The 13,953-nt window shown below is 73.5% G+C and carries 15 protein-coding genes; 6 read left to right on the forward strand and 9 right to left on the reverse strand.

Annotated elements, in window-relative coordinates:
* Nucleotides 1-47: 47 nt before the first annotated feature.
* Entirely contained in the window at nucleotides 48-386 is a 339-nt protein-coding gene (locus AC156L_RS24085) for a hypothetical protein (protein ID WP_330874138.1), read from the forward strand.
* On the opposite strand, the gene AC156L_RS24090 is transcribed toward AC156L_RS24085, so the two are convergent.
* Both AC156L_RS24090 and AC156L_RS24095 read right to left on the reverse strand, forming a co-directional pair.
* Nucleotides 383-775, reverse strand: coding sequence for an STAS domain-containing protein (locus AC156L_RS24090; RefSeq protein ID WP_330874139.1), 393 nt, complete (start codon nucleotides 773-775; stop codon nucleotides 383-385). The two genes, AC156L_RS24085 and AC156L_RS24090, sit on opposite strands and share 4 nt — an antisense overlap.
* A 77-nt stretch (nucleotides 776-852) precedes the next feature.
* On the reverse strand, nucleotides 853-1,935 hold the full coding sequence (locus tag AC156L_RS24095) for a carboxylate-amine ligase (protein WP_330874140.1): 1,083 nt from the start codon (nucleotides 1,933-1,935) through the stop codon (nucleotides 853-855).
* Between the two features lie 78 nt (nucleotides 1,936-2,013).
* Here AC156L_RS24095 and AC156L_RS24100 point away from each other — a divergent pair, with 78 nt between their 5' ends.
* Nucleotides 2,014-3,015: a DNA topoisomerase IB gene (locus AC156L_RS24100; RefSeq protein ID WP_330874141.1), complete on the forward strand. Its 1,002-nt coding sequence runs from the start codon at nucleotides 2,014-2,016 to the stop codon at nucleotides 3,013-3,015.
* A gap of 594 nt (nucleotides 3,016-3,609) precedes the next feature.
* On the opposite strand, the gene AC156L_RS24105 is transcribed toward AC156L_RS24100, so the two are convergent.
* From AC156L_RS24105 to AC156L_RS24125, 5 genes are read right to left on the reverse strand one after another with little or no spacing between them, the layout of a single operon-like run.
* On the reverse strand, nucleotides 3,610-4,611 hold the full coding sequence (locus tag AC156L_RS24105; protein ID WP_330874142.1) for a baeRF2 domain-containing protein: 1,002 nt from the start codon (nucleotides 4,609-4,611) through the stop codon (nucleotides 3,610-3,612).
* A gap of 52 nt (nucleotides 4,612-4,663) precedes the next feature.
* Nucleotides 4,664-5,101 (reverse strand): DUF4383 domain-containing protein, encoded by a 438-nt coding sequence (locus AC156L_RS24110; protein WP_330874143.1) that lies wholly within the window; start codon nucleotides 5,099-5,101, stop codon nucleotides 4,664-4,666.
* 52 nt (nucleotides 5,102-5,153) lie between these two features.
* Entirely contained in the window at nucleotides 5,154-5,894 is a 741-nt protein-coding gene (locus tag AC156L_RS24115; RefSeq protein ID WP_330874144.1) for a SigB/SigF/SigG family RNA polymerase sigma factor, read from the reverse strand.
* The gene (locus tag AC156L_RS24120) at nucleotides 5,891-6,295 is read right to left on the reverse strand and encodes an ATP-binding protein (RefSeq protein WP_330874145.1); all 405 of its coding nucleotides are present in this window, start codon (nucleotides 6,293-6,295) and stop codon (nucleotides 5,891-5,893) included. Before AC156L_RS24120 ends, AC156L_RS24115 begins: the two co-directional genes overlap by 4 nt.
* Complete coding sequence (locus AC156L_RS24125) at nucleotides 6,295-6,552, reverse strand: hypothetical protein (RefSeq protein ID WP_330874146.1); 258 nt, start codon at nucleotides 6,550-6,552, stop codon at nucleotides 6,295-6,297. The genes AC156L_RS24120 and AC156L_RS24125 overlap by 1 nt, the downstream gene beginning before the upstream one ends.
* Nucleotides 6,553-6,805: 253 nt before the next feature.
* On the opposite strand from AC156L_RS24125, the gene AC156L_RS24130 reads away from it, so the two are divergent.
* Nucleotides 6,806-7,741, forward strand: coding sequence for a hypothetical protein (locus AC156L_RS24130; RefSeq protein ID WP_330874147.1), 936 nt, complete (start codon nucleotides 6,806-6,808; stop codon nucleotides 7,739-7,741).
* A gap of 4 nt (nucleotides 7,742-7,745) precedes the next feature.
* On the opposite strand, the gene AC156L_RS24135 is transcribed toward AC156L_RS24130, so the two are convergent.
* On the reverse strand, nucleotides 7,746-8,735 hold the full coding sequence (locus AC156L_RS24135; RefSeq protein ID WP_330874148.1) for a PHP domain-containing protein: 990 nt from the start codon (nucleotides 8,733-8,735) through the stop codon (nucleotides 7,746-7,748).
* Nucleotides 8,736-8,818: 83 nt separating this feature from the next.
* On the opposite strand from AC156L_RS24135, the gene AC156L_RS24140 reads away from it, so the two are divergent.
* Together AC156L_RS24140 and AC156L_RS24145 are read left to right on the forward strand one after the other, a co-directional pair.
* Nucleotides 8,819-9,649, forward strand: coding sequence for a class I SAM-dependent methyltransferase (locus tag AC156L_RS24140; protein ID WP_330874149.1), 831 nt, complete (start codon nucleotides 8,819-8,821; stop codon nucleotides 9,647-9,649).
* A gap of 130 nt (nucleotides 9,650-9,779) precedes the next feature.
* On the forward strand, nucleotides 9,780-10,433 hold the full coding sequence (locus AC156L_RS24145) for a TetR/AcrR family transcriptional regulator (RefSeq protein ID WP_330874150.1): 654 nt from the start codon (nucleotides 9,780-9,782) through the stop codon (nucleotides 10,431-10,433).
* A 181-nt stretch (nucleotides 10,434-10,614) separates the two neighbouring features.
* On the opposite strand, the gene AC156L_RS24150 is transcribed toward AC156L_RS24145, so the two are convergent.
* Nucleotides 10,615-11,094 carry an SRPBCC family protein gene (locus AC156L_RS24150; RefSeq protein WP_330874151.1) on the reverse strand — a complete coding sequence of 160 codons (480 nt, stop codon included), beginning with the start codon at nucleotides 11,092-11,094 and terminating at the stop codon, nucleotides 10,615-10,617.
* A gap of 80 nt (nucleotides 11,095-11,174) precedes the next feature.
* On the opposite strand from AC156L_RS24150, the gene AC156L_RS24155 reads away from it, so the two are divergent.
* The gene (locus tag AC156L_RS24155; RefSeq protein ID WP_330874152.1) at nucleotides 11,175-13,907 is read left to right on the forward strand and encodes an ATP-binding protein; all 2,733 of its coding nucleotides are present in this window, start codon (nucleotides 11,175-11,177) and stop codon (nucleotides 13,905-13,907) included.
* Nucleotides 13,908-13,953: the final 46 nt, after the last annotated feature.

The raw sequence follows: 13,953 nt of genomic DNA on the forward strand, positions 1-13,953 counted from the left end.
GCGGCACGACACGTTCCGGACACGTGCCCTGGTGAAGATCACCCGGCATGTGGAGATGGCACGGTGGGGAACTGCTGCTGGACGAGGGCGTGGTGGCGGTCGAGGTGCCCGCCGGGTGGGCGGGGGAGGTGAGTCACCAGCTCACGTTCGCGGGGCCTCTCGGGCCGATCCTGGCGGCGGCGCGGTCCCGCTGGCTGTTCCTCGCGGACCCCGAGCCGGAGCCGCGGCAGCGCTACGTCCTGCCGCCCGCGGTGCGCTGCTGGGACGGGCCGCGGCGGATCGAGACCGGCGCGGCGCGCTGGGTGGTCGAGCCGGGGCGCAGCGCACTGCCCACGGTGGGGGCGGTGCGCTGCGCCATCCGGACGGTCAGGCGCTCGCTGGTCTAGCGCGAGTGCTTCGCAGCGGCCTCTTCGACGCTGCTGACCAGCGTGAACACGGAATCGAGGCCGGTGGCCTCGATCGGCCGCAGTGCGGCGCGGCTGGACGCGACGACGATGAACGCGATGCCGAGCTCGGACGCCCGCTGCTGGCCGACGACCAGCGCCTCCAGTCCGGCCGAGCCGAGGAAGCGCACACCACCGAGGTCGACGACCACGGTCCTGTTGCCCTCGGTCAACTGGTCCTGCAGCGGCAGGGCGAGCTCCTGGGCACTCGTCGTGTCCAGCTCGCCGGACACGTGCAGCACCACCATTCCGGGCTCCGCGCTGTTCAGCCGCACAGAAGCCAGGACGGCGGGCTGAGGCGCGGTCGCTCCCGTCGCTGTGGGGTCGGGCACACCGGTCTCCTCTCAGTTCGGGCTGCCGGTTCCGGCAGTCCACCTACGGTAGACCCGCTGGAGGCGGGTGGTCATCCCTAGTCCAGGGTCCACGAGACCAACTGGTCCACCAGCGTTCGCGGGTCGCTGTCGCGCCGGAGCGCCGCGCGCTGCCTCGTGGCCGCGGAACCGTTGGCGCGCAACCACGCCAGGTGCTCTTCCACAGTGGACAGCTGACCCGTCCGGCGCAGCGCGTCCGCCGTGTGGGCGACGAGCCGCGCCGCCTGGTCGTGCGCGGGCACCAGCTCGCCGGTGCGGGTGTCGACGCCCCGCCCGTCGATGCCGTCCCGCGCCGCGCGCCACGTCGCCGCCCGGAGCAGCACCGGGTCCACCGGCTCGTCCCGCGGGGGGTTCTCCGCGGCGGTCATCGCGAGCGCCCTGACCAGCTCGGCGAACACGGCGACCTCCCGCACGGTCAGCGGCAGGTCTGCGACCCTGACCTCCACGGTCGGGTGGTTGGCGGACGGGCGGATGTCCCAGTACACCATCCCCTTGTCCAGCAGCGCGCCCGAGGCGATCAGGGCCCGCACCAGCCGCTCGTAGTGCGCGGCCGACTCGAAGTGCGGCGGCGCGCCCGCTCCCGGCCACCTCGACCAGATCATCGCGCGCCAGCTCGCGTAGCCGGTGTCCTCGGTGTCCATGACGGGCGAGTTCACCGTCAGGGCGAGCAGCGTCGGCAGCCACGGCCGGATCGCGTTCGAGATCGTGATCGCCGTGTCCGCGTCCGGCACGCCGACGTGCACGTGGCACCCGCACACGCCCTGGCCGCCCAGGAGCTTGCGGTGCGAGGCCTCCATCAGCCGGTAGCGGGGGTCGTCGGACTCCGGCGGCGGGCCCGCCTTCCCGAGCGGCGGGATCGCCGAGGCCATGAGCAGGCAGCCCGCGGACTTCGCGGCCTTCGCGAGGTGCTCACGCCCGGCGCGGATCTGGTCGAGCAGCTCGCCAGGCGTCTCGCAGACCGGTGTGGCAACCTCGATCTGGAACGGGGTCAGCTCGCGCTGCACGTCGAAGGTGTCACCGGCCTGGGCCACCACCTCGGGCGCGAGGGGCACCGGACGTCGAGACACGGGGTCCACCAGGAAGAGTTCCTGTTCGACACCGACGGTCCAAAGGGGGGTCATGGTTGCCTGTACCCGTTCGGGTGGACCGCCAACCCCCGATCCGGGTTTGGATCCCGCACGGGTGGGCACAGGTCGATCATGAGACTCCGGCGCAGCGACGTGACCGGTCCCGGCTGGCGGCGGGCCAGGCGCGGTCGCGGTTTCACCTACACCGACCAGGCGGGTGCGACCGTCGCCGCCGACGCCCGCGAGCGCGTCACGTCGCTGGCGATCCCGCCCGCGTGGCGGGACGTGTGGATCTCCCCGCACCCCAACGGGCACATCCAGGCGGTGGGCACCGACGACGCAGGCCGGCGGCAGTACCTCTACCACCCCGCGTGGCGGGAGCAGCAGGACGCGGAGAAGCACGCGAGGGTGCTGGAGCTGGCGCCCGCGCTGCCCGCGTTCCGCGAGGAGGTGGCCCGTGCCATGGGCGGTTCCGGGTTGGGGCGCGACCGGGTGCTGGCGGTCGCGCTGCACCTGCTGGACCGGGGGATCTTCCGGGTCGGTGGGGAGAGCTACCAGCAGGACAACGGGTCGCACGGCGTCGCCACGCTGCTGCGGTCGCACGTCGCGGTGCGGAAGGACGTGGTGGAGTTCCGCTACCCGGCCAAGAGCGGCGTCGAGTTCGCGCGGTGCCTGGAGGATTCCGCGTTGGCCGCTGTCGTCCGGTCGTTGCGGAGGTCCCGGTCGGGGTCGGACCGGTTGCTGGTGCACCGGAGCGGGCGGGACTGGTGCGAGGTGCGGTCGGACGACGTGAACGAGCGGTTCAAGGAGATGGTGGGGGAGGGGTACTCGGTCAAGGACCTCCGCACGTGGCACGCGACGGTGTTGGCCGCTGTGGCGTTCGGGCGGGTGGAGAGGCCGGGGTCCGGGCGGGGGGTGGCCAGGGTGGAGGCGGCCGTGATGCGGGAAGTGGCCGAGGAGCTGGGGAACACGGCCGCCGTGGCTCGGAAGTCCTATGTGGATCCTCGGGTGGTGGAGGGGTTCGAGGAGGGGCGGACCGTGGGGGACGTCGTGCGGGAGGTTGGTGGGGAGTGGGAGACGGGGGAGGGGCGGAGTGCGGTGGAGAGGGCTGTGGTGCGGTTGTTGAAGGGGTGAGGTTGTCGGGTGGTGCGGCTGCTGGTCCCGTCGGGTCGGGGTGAGGTGGTCCGTCGGGTCGCGCGGCTGCCGGGTCGGGGTGGTGCTGGTCCTCGGGGATGGGGTAGCTGCTGGTCCCGTCGGATGGGGTAGCTGCTGGTCCCGTTGGATGGGGTGGCTGCCGGTCCTGTCGGAGGGCGGTGCTGCTGGGTCTGTCGGTCGGGGTGGCTGCTGGTCCCGTTGGATGGGGTGGCTGCCGGTCCTGTCGGATGGCGGTGCTGCTGGGTCTGTCGGTCGGGGTGGCTGCTGGTCCCGTTGGATGGGGTGGCTGCCGGTCCTGTCGGAGGGCGGTGCTGCTGGGTCTGTCGGTCGGGGTGGCTGCCGGTCCCGTTGGACGGGGTGGCCGCTGGTTCCAGCGGGGTGGCCGATTTGACTCGGGGGCCCCTCGGTTCGCCCCTTGATCGGGCTTGCGGGCAGAGGCGGTGGCCTGCCCGATCCACCAGCGCAAGGGGCAAATCCCCCGAGTAGAATCGGCCACGGTTTCGGGCAGTGGTCTCGATTTCGTTGTGGGGCGGGTCTTCTCGCGTCTTGCGTGCGTTGTGGTTCTGGACTGCTTCAGTCGCGCAGTAGTGCGCCTACGTCCTCGTGCAGGTTGAGGCGGTCGCCCACCAGGACTATGTCCGCGTGCGTGGCCACTGCCGCGTGGGGGAGTACTTCGTCTGCTCGTTGTTTGATCAAGCCCGTGTGCGGGGTCGCGGAGATCTGGTTGCCTGCCGGGTCCACCCACAGTGTTCGTTCGCCCACCACCGTGTCGCTGAGCAGCAGCGTGTCCACCGCGCCCGCGCTCAGTGCCGCCGAGACGGCTCGCAGGCCGTGCACCGCTGTGCCCGTCAGGCGGCTCGACTCGTCGCGGAAGCGGTCGACGATGGTCCTGTGCTGGTCGTGGTTGCGGCGGCTGGCCAGGTGGTGGACGACGTTGTCCAGGTTCGTGTTGCCGGAGCGGGGAGTGGCTTCGACCTCCACGATGATGTGGTTGTGGCCCGCCGGCAGGGCGTTCCTGAGGGTGCGGCGTGCGCGCAGCGGGCCCGCGAGGATCAGCAGCGGGGCGTGCAGCCAGGTCACCAGGCGGATCGCTTCCTCCGTGATGTCCGACAGTTCGGCCGCTCGCAGGCGTTCGCCGGTCGGGGGGATCCTGCCGCCCACGGTGGCCACCGCGACCGAGCGGCCGGAGTGGTCGACGCCTCTGAGGTCCGCTCCCAGGTGGTCCAGGTGCACGATCACGTGGGGGACCATCGGTTCCGCCAGGTCCACCAGGGGCAGCAGGTACGGGAGGGGGGAGAGTCGGGCCGTGTAGCCGTTCGGGGGGAGGGGGAGGTAGCGGTCCAGCACGATGCCGTCGTCGGCGATGATCAGGGCCCGGCCCGCCAAGCCCTGCGGGGTGGGGGTGGTCAGGACGGCTTCCGCGAGGACCGCGAGGGTCTGGTCGGTCGCGGACTGCGCTTCCAGTTGGTCTCGCATGGCGCGCCAGCGCAGGTCGACCAGGCTCGACGCGTCGTAGTACACGGAGGTGAACGGTCCGCTGCCGTGGACCAGTCCTCGTAGATCTCCGGTGTCCATGGCGGTGCTCCTCAGATCGGTTCCCGTGTGAGGTACCCCGCGGGGTGGGTGTTCACGCTTCGTGATGGCGCTTGAGCTGTTCCACGCGCACGCAGGCCTGGGCGATCACCACGGCGGCGAACCCTATCGCCAGGTGGACGAACCCGGCCGCGCTGTTGGCGTTGAACGGGCCGGTGCCCGCGACCTCGCCCGAGGGGGCGCCGATCGCGAACACGACCAGGTACACCGGTGCCATGAGGGCGCCGAACACGCGCGCCGAGCGGGGGCGCCAGCACATGGTGGTGCCGATCAGGCCGGTGATCAGGTAGATGGTGTTCTGCAAGGGGTTCACGCGCAGGCCGAGCACGTAGTCGGGGCCGGCGCCGGTGAAGTCGTCGAAGCCCGTGACGGCGAAGCCCGCCAGGCCGAACAGCAGCAGCAGGACGCTGAGCCCCAGGGCCGCGCGCTGCGGCCACGCCAACTCGGTCAACCGGGAGTCCGCCACGGCCACCACCCCATCCTGGAGGAGAACCCCAGTCCTACCACCAGGGGACCACCAGCGCTCATCCTTCTTCCAGCAGGTTCCGCAACCTCTCCAGCGACTGGGCCAGCAGGCGGGAGACGTGCATCTGCGAGACGCCGACGGTGCGGGCGATCTCGGTCTGCGTCTTGTCCTCGAAGAACCGCAGGATCACGATGCGGCGCTCGCGCTTGGGCAGGCCGCGCAGCATGGGGTTGAGGGCGTGGTGGAGTTCGGCGATCTCCAGTTCGTGGTCGTCCGCCTGGAGCTGGTCGTCCAGCTCCTCGTCCGGCAGGTCGTCCAGGGAGAGCAGGTGGTACGCGCTGCCGGCGTGCAGTCCCTCGTAGACGTCCTCGACGCTGACGCCGAGGTGCCGGGCGACCTCGCTCGGGGTCGGCGCGCGGCCCAGCAGCTCACCGAGCTCGGCTCGGGCGGCGTCGATGGCGAGGCACAGCTCCTTCAGCTTGCGCGGCACGCGGACGGTCCAGCACAGGTCGCGGAAGTAGCGGCGGATCTCGCCGGTGATGGTCGGCACGGCGAACGCCAGGAACTCGATGCCGCGGCCGACGTCGAACCGGTCCACCGCGTGGATCAGGCCGACCGCCGCGACCTGCCGCAGGTCCTCGGGGTTCTCGCCGCGGTCGGCGAAGCGGTCGGCGATGTGGTCGGCGACCGGCAGGTGGGAGGTGACGAGCAGGTCGCGCAGCTCCTGGAACCTCGGTCGTTCCGGGTCGGTCTTGGCGAGTTCGCGGAACACCGGTTCCATGGCGGGGTACTGGATCATCGCAACGCCGCTTCCCGCCGCCGCAGCTCGATGTGCAGCACGCCGTCCGCGTCGACCATCGTGGACGCCGAGTCGGCGAGCGAACTGATCACGCGCCAGCAGAACGACGTCGTCTTCGGCACCCAGGTGCTGGGCGAGGACACCTGCGCGCGGAACAGCAGCACGTGGTGCTCGACGGCGAAGTGGCACGTGAGCCGGGCGCCCTCGGCGGCCCGGCGGATGAGCAGCGAGCAGGCTTCGTCGACCGCCAGCACGAGCTCGGCGACGATGTCGGCGTCGAACGCCGCTCGATCCGCCATGCCCGCCGTGACGATCCGGATGCTGGGGAGATGAGCGGGCCCCGCCGGGACGCGGACGTCGAGGTCCGACGTCGTGGCGGGGCCCTGCTCCTGTGCGTTCATCACGCCATGTGCTGTCCGTCGTCGGCGCGGTGCTCTCTGGGCCCGCCCGCGGTGGGCGATCCCGGTCCGCCCAGGACGCCGGGTCCGGTGCGGTCGTGCGCGACGACGTCGGGCACCGTCGTGGTCGGGTTCACCTCGTCGGTCCGCTCGCCGGGTCGGTTGGACGTCACGACGCCGTCGTGCGGGGTGTCCTCCGCGGTGTGCTCGACGGTGCTCGCCGGGCCCCGGACGCCGACCGACTTCTCGATGGTGGTCACCAGAACCTCCTGGGGATTCGGTTGCCGTCGGGAGCGGAGTACCCAGAGGTTCGACGTCTACACATCGACCTGATCAGGTCCACACAGGACGTGACGACCCAGTCGTGGCAGGCCCGAGGTGTTGTCACGGAGCGTGAGCGGATTCTGTCGGTCGCGAAGGGTCTGGACCACGGTCGGCCGGTGGCGACCACGACGCCCGCTGTCGCACGGTCGGGCGACACCGCCGGGTGCTGCCGGCGGGCAAGGTGGACGGGTGGAACCGATCGAGGTCCTGGGAGTGGTGGCGCACCCCGGCGGGGTGCTGGTGCGGCGGCCGGAGCTGAGCGTCGGTGTGGTGCGGGCGGTGGCCAGACCGACCGGGCTCACGCTGGAACTGCTCTCGCGCGTCGCACGGGAGGTCGCGGTCCGGCCCCCGGTGGCGCCGCGGCACCTGCTGCCCGCCTACGACGAAGGCCTCGACCTGCGGGTGGGGTGGCTCGGGCCGGACGATCGGGCGCGGTGGGAGTACGTGGTGTCCGAGACGCGCTCGACCTCGCCCACCGCTCCCGCCGTCCACCGCGGCGTCTACCTGCTGCCGCCGCTGTTCGACGAGGTGTCGCTGGTGCTGGCCTGGCCGGAGATCGGCTTTCCGGAGGCGGTGCTCCCGCTGCCCCTGCCGTCGCGGGCACTGGTGGCGGCGGCGGGCACGTCCGTCTGGGACGGGCCGCGGGTCGGCGTGCCCGTGGCGGAGGAGTTCGAGCGCCACCTCGCCGACGCCGGTCCGCTCGACCTGGCGGTCGAGGAGGGCGTGGCCGTGGCGGCGCCCGTCGTGCTGCACGGTTCCGCCGACGCGGTCGTCGTGCTCGCCGGCGTGACGGTCGTCGGTCCGGTGCTGACCCTGGACGTGCTGAGCATCGCGCGGGGCACCACGGCGGTCGCCGTCGGCCTGCGCGCCTTCCCCGGAACCGGTCCGCCGCCGCGCGAGGAGGGCGCGAGCGTGCGGGCGTCCGTCGCCGAGGTGCGCGGCCGGGGCGCTCACCTGCTCCGACCCCACGGCGGCTCCGTCGGCGGTGGGAGCGGGCCGGGCCGGTTCCACGACCGCAGCACCTTCGTCGTGACCCGGCCCGACGGCGGTGTGCTCGACCTGCTGGTCTCCTGGCCGCTCGCCGGTCTCGCCGAGGTCCGGGCACGGGTGCCGCTGCGGGGGTAGCGGGTCAGCGGGCCAGCAGGTCGGCGGCCGACCGCGTGTTGATCACGCGGTCGGCGGTGACGCCGTTGGCCTCGGCGCGCTCGCAGCCGTGGACGAGCCAGTCGAGCTGGCCGGGGGCGTGGGCGTCGCTGTCGACGGCGAAGTCGCAGCCGGTGGCGACCGCGAGTCGCAGGAGGCGCGTCGGCGGGTCGCGGCGTTCGGGGCGGGAGTTGATCTCGACCGCCGTGCCGTGCTCGCGGCACGCCTCGAAGACCGCGTCGGCGTCGAACGTGGACTCGGGACGGCCCTTGCCGACCACGAGCCTGCCGGTGCAGTGGCCCAGGACGTCGACGTGCGGGTTCGCCACGGCCGTCAGGAGGCGCTCGGTCATCTCCGGCTCCGGCATCCGCAGCTTCGAGTGCACGCTGGCGACCACGACGTCGACCCGCTCCAGCAGCTCGTCGGTCTGGTCCAGCGAGCCGTCGTCGAGGACGTCCACCTCGATGCCGGTGAGGACGAGGAACGGCGCCAGCTCCACGTTCAGCTCGGCCACGACCTCCAGCTGCCTGCGCAGCCGGTCGGCGGTCAGGCCGTTCGCCACGGTCAGCCTCGGCGAGTGGTCGGTCAGCGCCACCCACTCGTGACCGAGGTCGCGGGCCGCCTCGGCCATCTCGCGGATCGGGCTGCCGCCGTCCGACCAGTCGGAGTGGGTGTGGCAGTCGCCCTTCAGCGCCGCGCGCAGCTCGTGGCCGCCGGACACCGGCTCGGGAGCGCCGACCTTGGCGAGGTAGGCGGGTTCCCGGCCCTCCACGGCGTCCACGATCACGCTCGCGGTGGCCTTGCCGATGCCGGTCAGGTCGGTCAGCGTGCCCGCGGCGACCCGGCGGTCCACCTCACCGGCGGGGAGCCCGGCGACGATGTCCGCGGCCCGGCGGAACGCCCGCACCCGGTAGGTGGGTTCGCCCGCGCGTTCGAGCCGGAACGCGACCTGACGCAGTGCCCGGAGGGGATCCACACCCCCAGTGTCCACCCGTTCGGCGGCAGGGCGCACCCGTCGCGGGCAACACGCCCGAAACGTGCGAGCGGGACAATCGGTCCGTGGGACCGTCCGAGCTGCTGGAGTCGTCGACCGTCGCGGCGTTCGACCTGTCGGCGCGCGGGCACGACCGCTTCGCCGTCGACAGCTCCCCCGCCATGGGCGCGGTCCTCGTGCAGCGCGCGGGGCTGCGGGACGGCGAGCACGTCCTGGAGGTCCGCTGCGGCCGGGGCTCGACGCTGCTGGCCGCGCTGGACGCGGTGGGGGAGAACGGCTCGGTGATGGGCGTCGACCACCGGCCCGGCATGGTGCAGCTCGCGGGCGCCCGCGTCCGCGCCCGGCACTGGAACGGGTCGGACGTGCGCCTGGACGACGCCGGGAAGCCGAACTTCCAGCCGGGCTCCTTCGACGTCGTGCTGGCCGACCTGATGATCGTCCAGCTGTCCGACCCGGCTGCGGCGCTGCGCCACTACGCGACCCTGCTGCGGCCCGCGGGGCGGATCGCGTTCAGCACCGTCGCCGCGCCCGACCCCGCCTTCACCCGCGCACTCGCCGCGATCGGCCGCTTCGCCCCGGAGGTGGGCGCGCGGCGCGGACCGTTCCACGACGAGGCGTCGATCCGCGGGTTCGTCACCGGGCACGGGTACGAGCGGGTGGTGATCACCGAGGACGTGCGGGAGATCAGGTTCCGCGATCCGGAGCACTGGCTGGAGTGGGTGTGGGCGAACGGGGGCCGCGACCTGCTGGCCCGCGTGCCCGCCGGGCACCTGCCCCGCGCGCGGGCCGCGGCCTTCGCCGAGATCGAGGCGGCGCGGTCGTCCGAAGGCGACCTGGTGCTCGCCACGGAGGTCCGCTTCACCGTGGCGGAACCGAGAAGTCCCGCCCACGTCTGACGTCGTCGGCCACGCGCCGGGATCCACTCGGGACGACCGCTCCGTCTCCTGTGGCCGCGCCAGGCCTTCTGAATCGAACGTGCTGGTGAAACCGTTGCCGTGCCGCGACGAGTGGACCAGGATGGCCGCCATGCCCCCACGCACACCCGTGCACCAGGTCGCGTCGAGACGCAAGCGCAGCAAGGGCGACCTGACGTCGCAGGCGATCCTCGACACCGCGGAGCGGCTGCTGGAGTCCCGGTCGCTCGACGAGATCGCGGTCGACGAGCTGACGTCGGGCGCGGGCGTGTCCCGGTCCACGTTCTACTTCCACTTCGAGTCGCGCGAGGCCGTGCTGCACGCGCTGTCCGAACAGGTCGCCGTCGAGCTGCACGGGTGCGCGGGCCTGTGGCTGCGGCGCGGAAGCGAGCCGCCGGAGGACGCGATCCGCCGGGCTCTCACCGCCACGGTCGCGCTGTGGCGCCACCACGGCCCGGTGCTGCGCGCCGCCATGCGCGCCCGCGACGTGAACCCCCGGATGCAGGAGTTCTGGTCCGACGTCGGCCGCCGCTTCGTCGACGCCGCGGCCGAGCAGATCGAGCGCGAACGCGCGGCCGGGGTCGCCCTGCCGGGACCGCCGGACGCGCGGTCGCTGGTGACCGTCCTGGAGCACATGAACGAGCAGGCCTGCTACGCGCAGTCGCTGTCCCGCCGTTCGCCGGTGCGGGACCGCAGGCTCGTCGACACGCTGACGACGGTCTGGCTGCGGTCGGTCTACGGCACCGCGTCAGCGCGGGGTCGGTAGGGACGTCGTCCACCGGAGCGCCGGGAACGCAGGCACCGGCCCGGTCACGCACGTCGAGCCGCGCACCACCGCCCGGTGCGCGGGAAGCGCGGTGTCCGGCGCGCGGTGCCCTCCACGCCGTCGACGCTCGTGGTCCCGTCCGTGGAACGCTGTGCTCAGAAGGGTTTTGCCCCACGAGGGATCACGGGACCAGTTTGCCCGGTGGTCGGAGAACGTCCGCCAGCCGCGCGAGCGCGCGTTCCACGCCGCAGGCGATCTCCTTGCTGCCGAACAGCTTGACCAGCACCCCGCGCACCGCCGACGCGGGCTCCTGGACGGACCGCGGCCGCACCAGCGTTCCCCCGCCCGACGGCTCCAGCTCGACCCGGAACACCGTGCTGGCCGCGAACACGGGTGCGGGCTCGCCGTCCACGCGTTCGGCGAGGTGCCGCCACGCCACGACCAGGGGTCTGCGGTGCTCGACCACCTCGGCGTCGACCTCGGACGGCCGCTCGCCCCACCGGCCGTGCCCGCGCCACCGCTGGCCGCACCCGCTGCCCGAGATGATGTCGACGCCCTCGGTGGGGCTGAGCCGCTCCGGAGCGCGTTCCGGCCTGGACACGAGGCGCCACACGCGTTCCGGCGACGCGGCCACCCGCCCGCTGCGCACGACTTCGATCACCGGCCTCACCGCCTCGGCGACCATCGTACGAGGCCGTAGGGTGTGAGTGCCCGTCAGCGGAGCTGGGAGGTGTCGTCGTCGTGCCGTCGATCTTCGGTCGGGAAGCCGAGCTGGCGGTGCTGCTCGACGCCGTCGACCGGGTGCCCGCGACCGGCGTGATCGCCGTGCTGGTGTCCGGCGAGGCGGGCATCGGGAAGTCCAGCCTGCTCGGCGCGGCCGTCCGCAGGCTGCGCGAGGACGGCCGCCGCGTGCTCGTGGCGGAGTCGGACGACCTCGGCCGCCGCATCCCCTACGCCGCGCTGACCAGCGCGCTGCGCGCGGCGGACGACCTGCCCGCCGAGCTGGACGAGGTGCGGCGGGCCGCGCTGGCGGCGATGGACCTGACCGAACCGAGCACGTTCGGCCGCTCGTGCGAGCTGGTGGAGCGGCTGCTGGTGGGCTCGGGACCGGTCACGCTGGTGCTGGACGACCTGGACCACGTGGACGACGACTCGCTCTCCCTGCTCGCCGTGGTGCTGCGCAGGCTGTCGTCCGCGCCGCTGGCGGTGCTGGCCGCCGCGCGCTCCCACGACCGCTCGGACCTCGTGGACCGCCTCGACCGGCACGCCGAGGTGCGCGCGCTCGCGCTGGAACCGCTGTCGGACGACGACATCGGCCACGTCGTCGAGGAGGTGCTGGACTCGCCCGTGGACGAGGCGCTCGCGCGGGAGGTCCGGCAGCGCGCGGACGGCAACCCGTTCTTCGCCACGGAGATCGCGAGGTCGTTGCGGGAACTGGACTTCGTCGCGATCGACGGCGACACCGCGCGGCTGACCGCGGCGCCGGACGACATCCGGCTCACCCGCGCGGACGCCGTGCTGCGCCGGGTCGCGCCGCTCGAACCGGACACCCGCGCGGTGGCGAGGGCGGTGTCGATCCTGCGGCGCGTGCGGTTGGACCAGATCGGCCTGCTGGCCACCGTGGCGTCCCTGCCGGGCGCGACGGTGGCGCGGGCGTTCGACGACCTGCTGCGCGCGCACGTCCTGGTGCGCGACGACGACCGCGGCTACCGCTTCTCCCACGAGCTGGTCGGCGAGGCGCTGTACCAGGAGGTCGGTCCGGCGCAACGGCGTCGGCTGCACGGACTGGTCGGCGCGCGGCTGCTGGCCGACCGGGAGAGGGGCCTGCCGGTCGACCTCGTGCGGCTCGCGTGGCACCTGGCCGAGTCCGCGGACCCCGGTGACGAGGTGGCCGTGCGGGTGCTGACCGAGGCGGCGGCCCTGGCCCGCGCGACGGCACCGGAGACGGCGGCCTCGCTGTGCGAGCGCGCCCTGCCGCTGGTGCCCGCGGGCTCACCGCGGCACGCCGAACTGCTGGCGCTGCGGTGCCGGGTGCTCGCGCGGGCGTCGCGGCCCGCGGCGGCGGTCGAACCGGGACTGGCCGCGCTCGCCGCGCTGCCCGCCGGTCCGGACCGCGACCGGGTCACGACCGCCGTCCTCTCCAGCCTGTTCGCCGTCGGCAGGCTGGACGAGGCGCTGGCGCTCGCCGACGACGAGATCCGCGCGGGAGCCGCGGCGCCCGCGATCCTGGCGCAGCGGGCGCTGCTGCTGGTGTTCACCGGCCGCTACGACGACGCGCTGGCCGAGAGCGAGCGGATCGAGGCGCTGCCCGCGTTCGCGCCTGCCGAGGGCGTGGTCGTGTTCGAGCAGCTGGCGATGGTGGCGTCCATGCTGTTCCAGCACGAGAAGACGGTGGAGTACGCGAACCGCGCGCTGCGGGCCAGCGACGGCCAGCCGGTGCTGGAGCTCCAGGCGCTCGCGGTGTGCGCGTCGACGGCGGCCCTGTCCGGGCTGGTGCACGACGCGGACTGGCGGCTGCGCCGCGCCGAGCTGCTGGTGGACGACATCGGCGAGACGGCGTTCCGCGGCGAGCTCCAGGTCACCGGGGTCGCGCTCGACTGGCTCGGCGGCCGGTGGGACGCGTGCGTCGACCGGCTGGGGAGCGCCACCGCGGAGCTGGGCACCCGGCAGGAGCTGATGCTGCTGGAGGGCGTGCGGGCGATCGAGCTGGAGATCAGGACGTGGCGCGGTGAACTCGACCTCGCCGCCCGGCTGGCGGCCACGGCCCCACCGGTCAGCCCGACCATGTCGCGGCTCTACGCGATGGCGCTCGCCGGGTACCTGGCCGCGCGCGGCGACGTCGACGGCGCCCGGCACGTGGTCGAGACGGCCGTGGACGCGCTCGGCAAGGCCGCCTACAGCTGCGTGCTGCTCGGCCGGATGATGGAGATCGACCTGGCGCGCGGCGACGCCGACGGCGCCCGGCGGGTGCTGGACCGCTTCCGGGAGGTCTCCGAACTGCGCGGCGCGCCGTGGACGCGGACGACGTTCCTGCGCGTCACGGGAACGGTCGAGCGGGACGCCGACCTGCTGCGCGGCGCCGTGGACGAGGCGGCCACGGGCGGGCTGGAGTTCGAGAAGGCCCGCGCGCAGCTCGCGCTCGGCCTGGTCGACGGCGCCGCGGTGGACGACCTGACCGAGGCGTACACGACGTTCCAGCGGCTCGGCGTGCACGGCCCGCGCAGGCGGGCGGGCGCGCGGCTGCGCGAGCTGGGCGCGAAGGTGCCGAGGGCGCGGACCAGGGCGCCGGGCCTGCTGACCCCGGCCGAGGACAACGTGGCCAGGCTGGTGCAGCAGGGGATGCGCAACCGCGACATCGCCGCCGCGCTGCACTACAGCCCCCGGACGGTCGAGGTCTACCTGTCGCGGGTCTTCGGCAAGCTGCGCGTCTCCTCCCGCCTCGAACTCGCCCGCGTCCTGGACGCGATGCCTTAGTTGTCGTGGTCTCCGTACTTCACGGTGGCGCCGGTCACGCGGTTGG

Source organism: Umezawaea sp., from assembly GCF_057122925.1.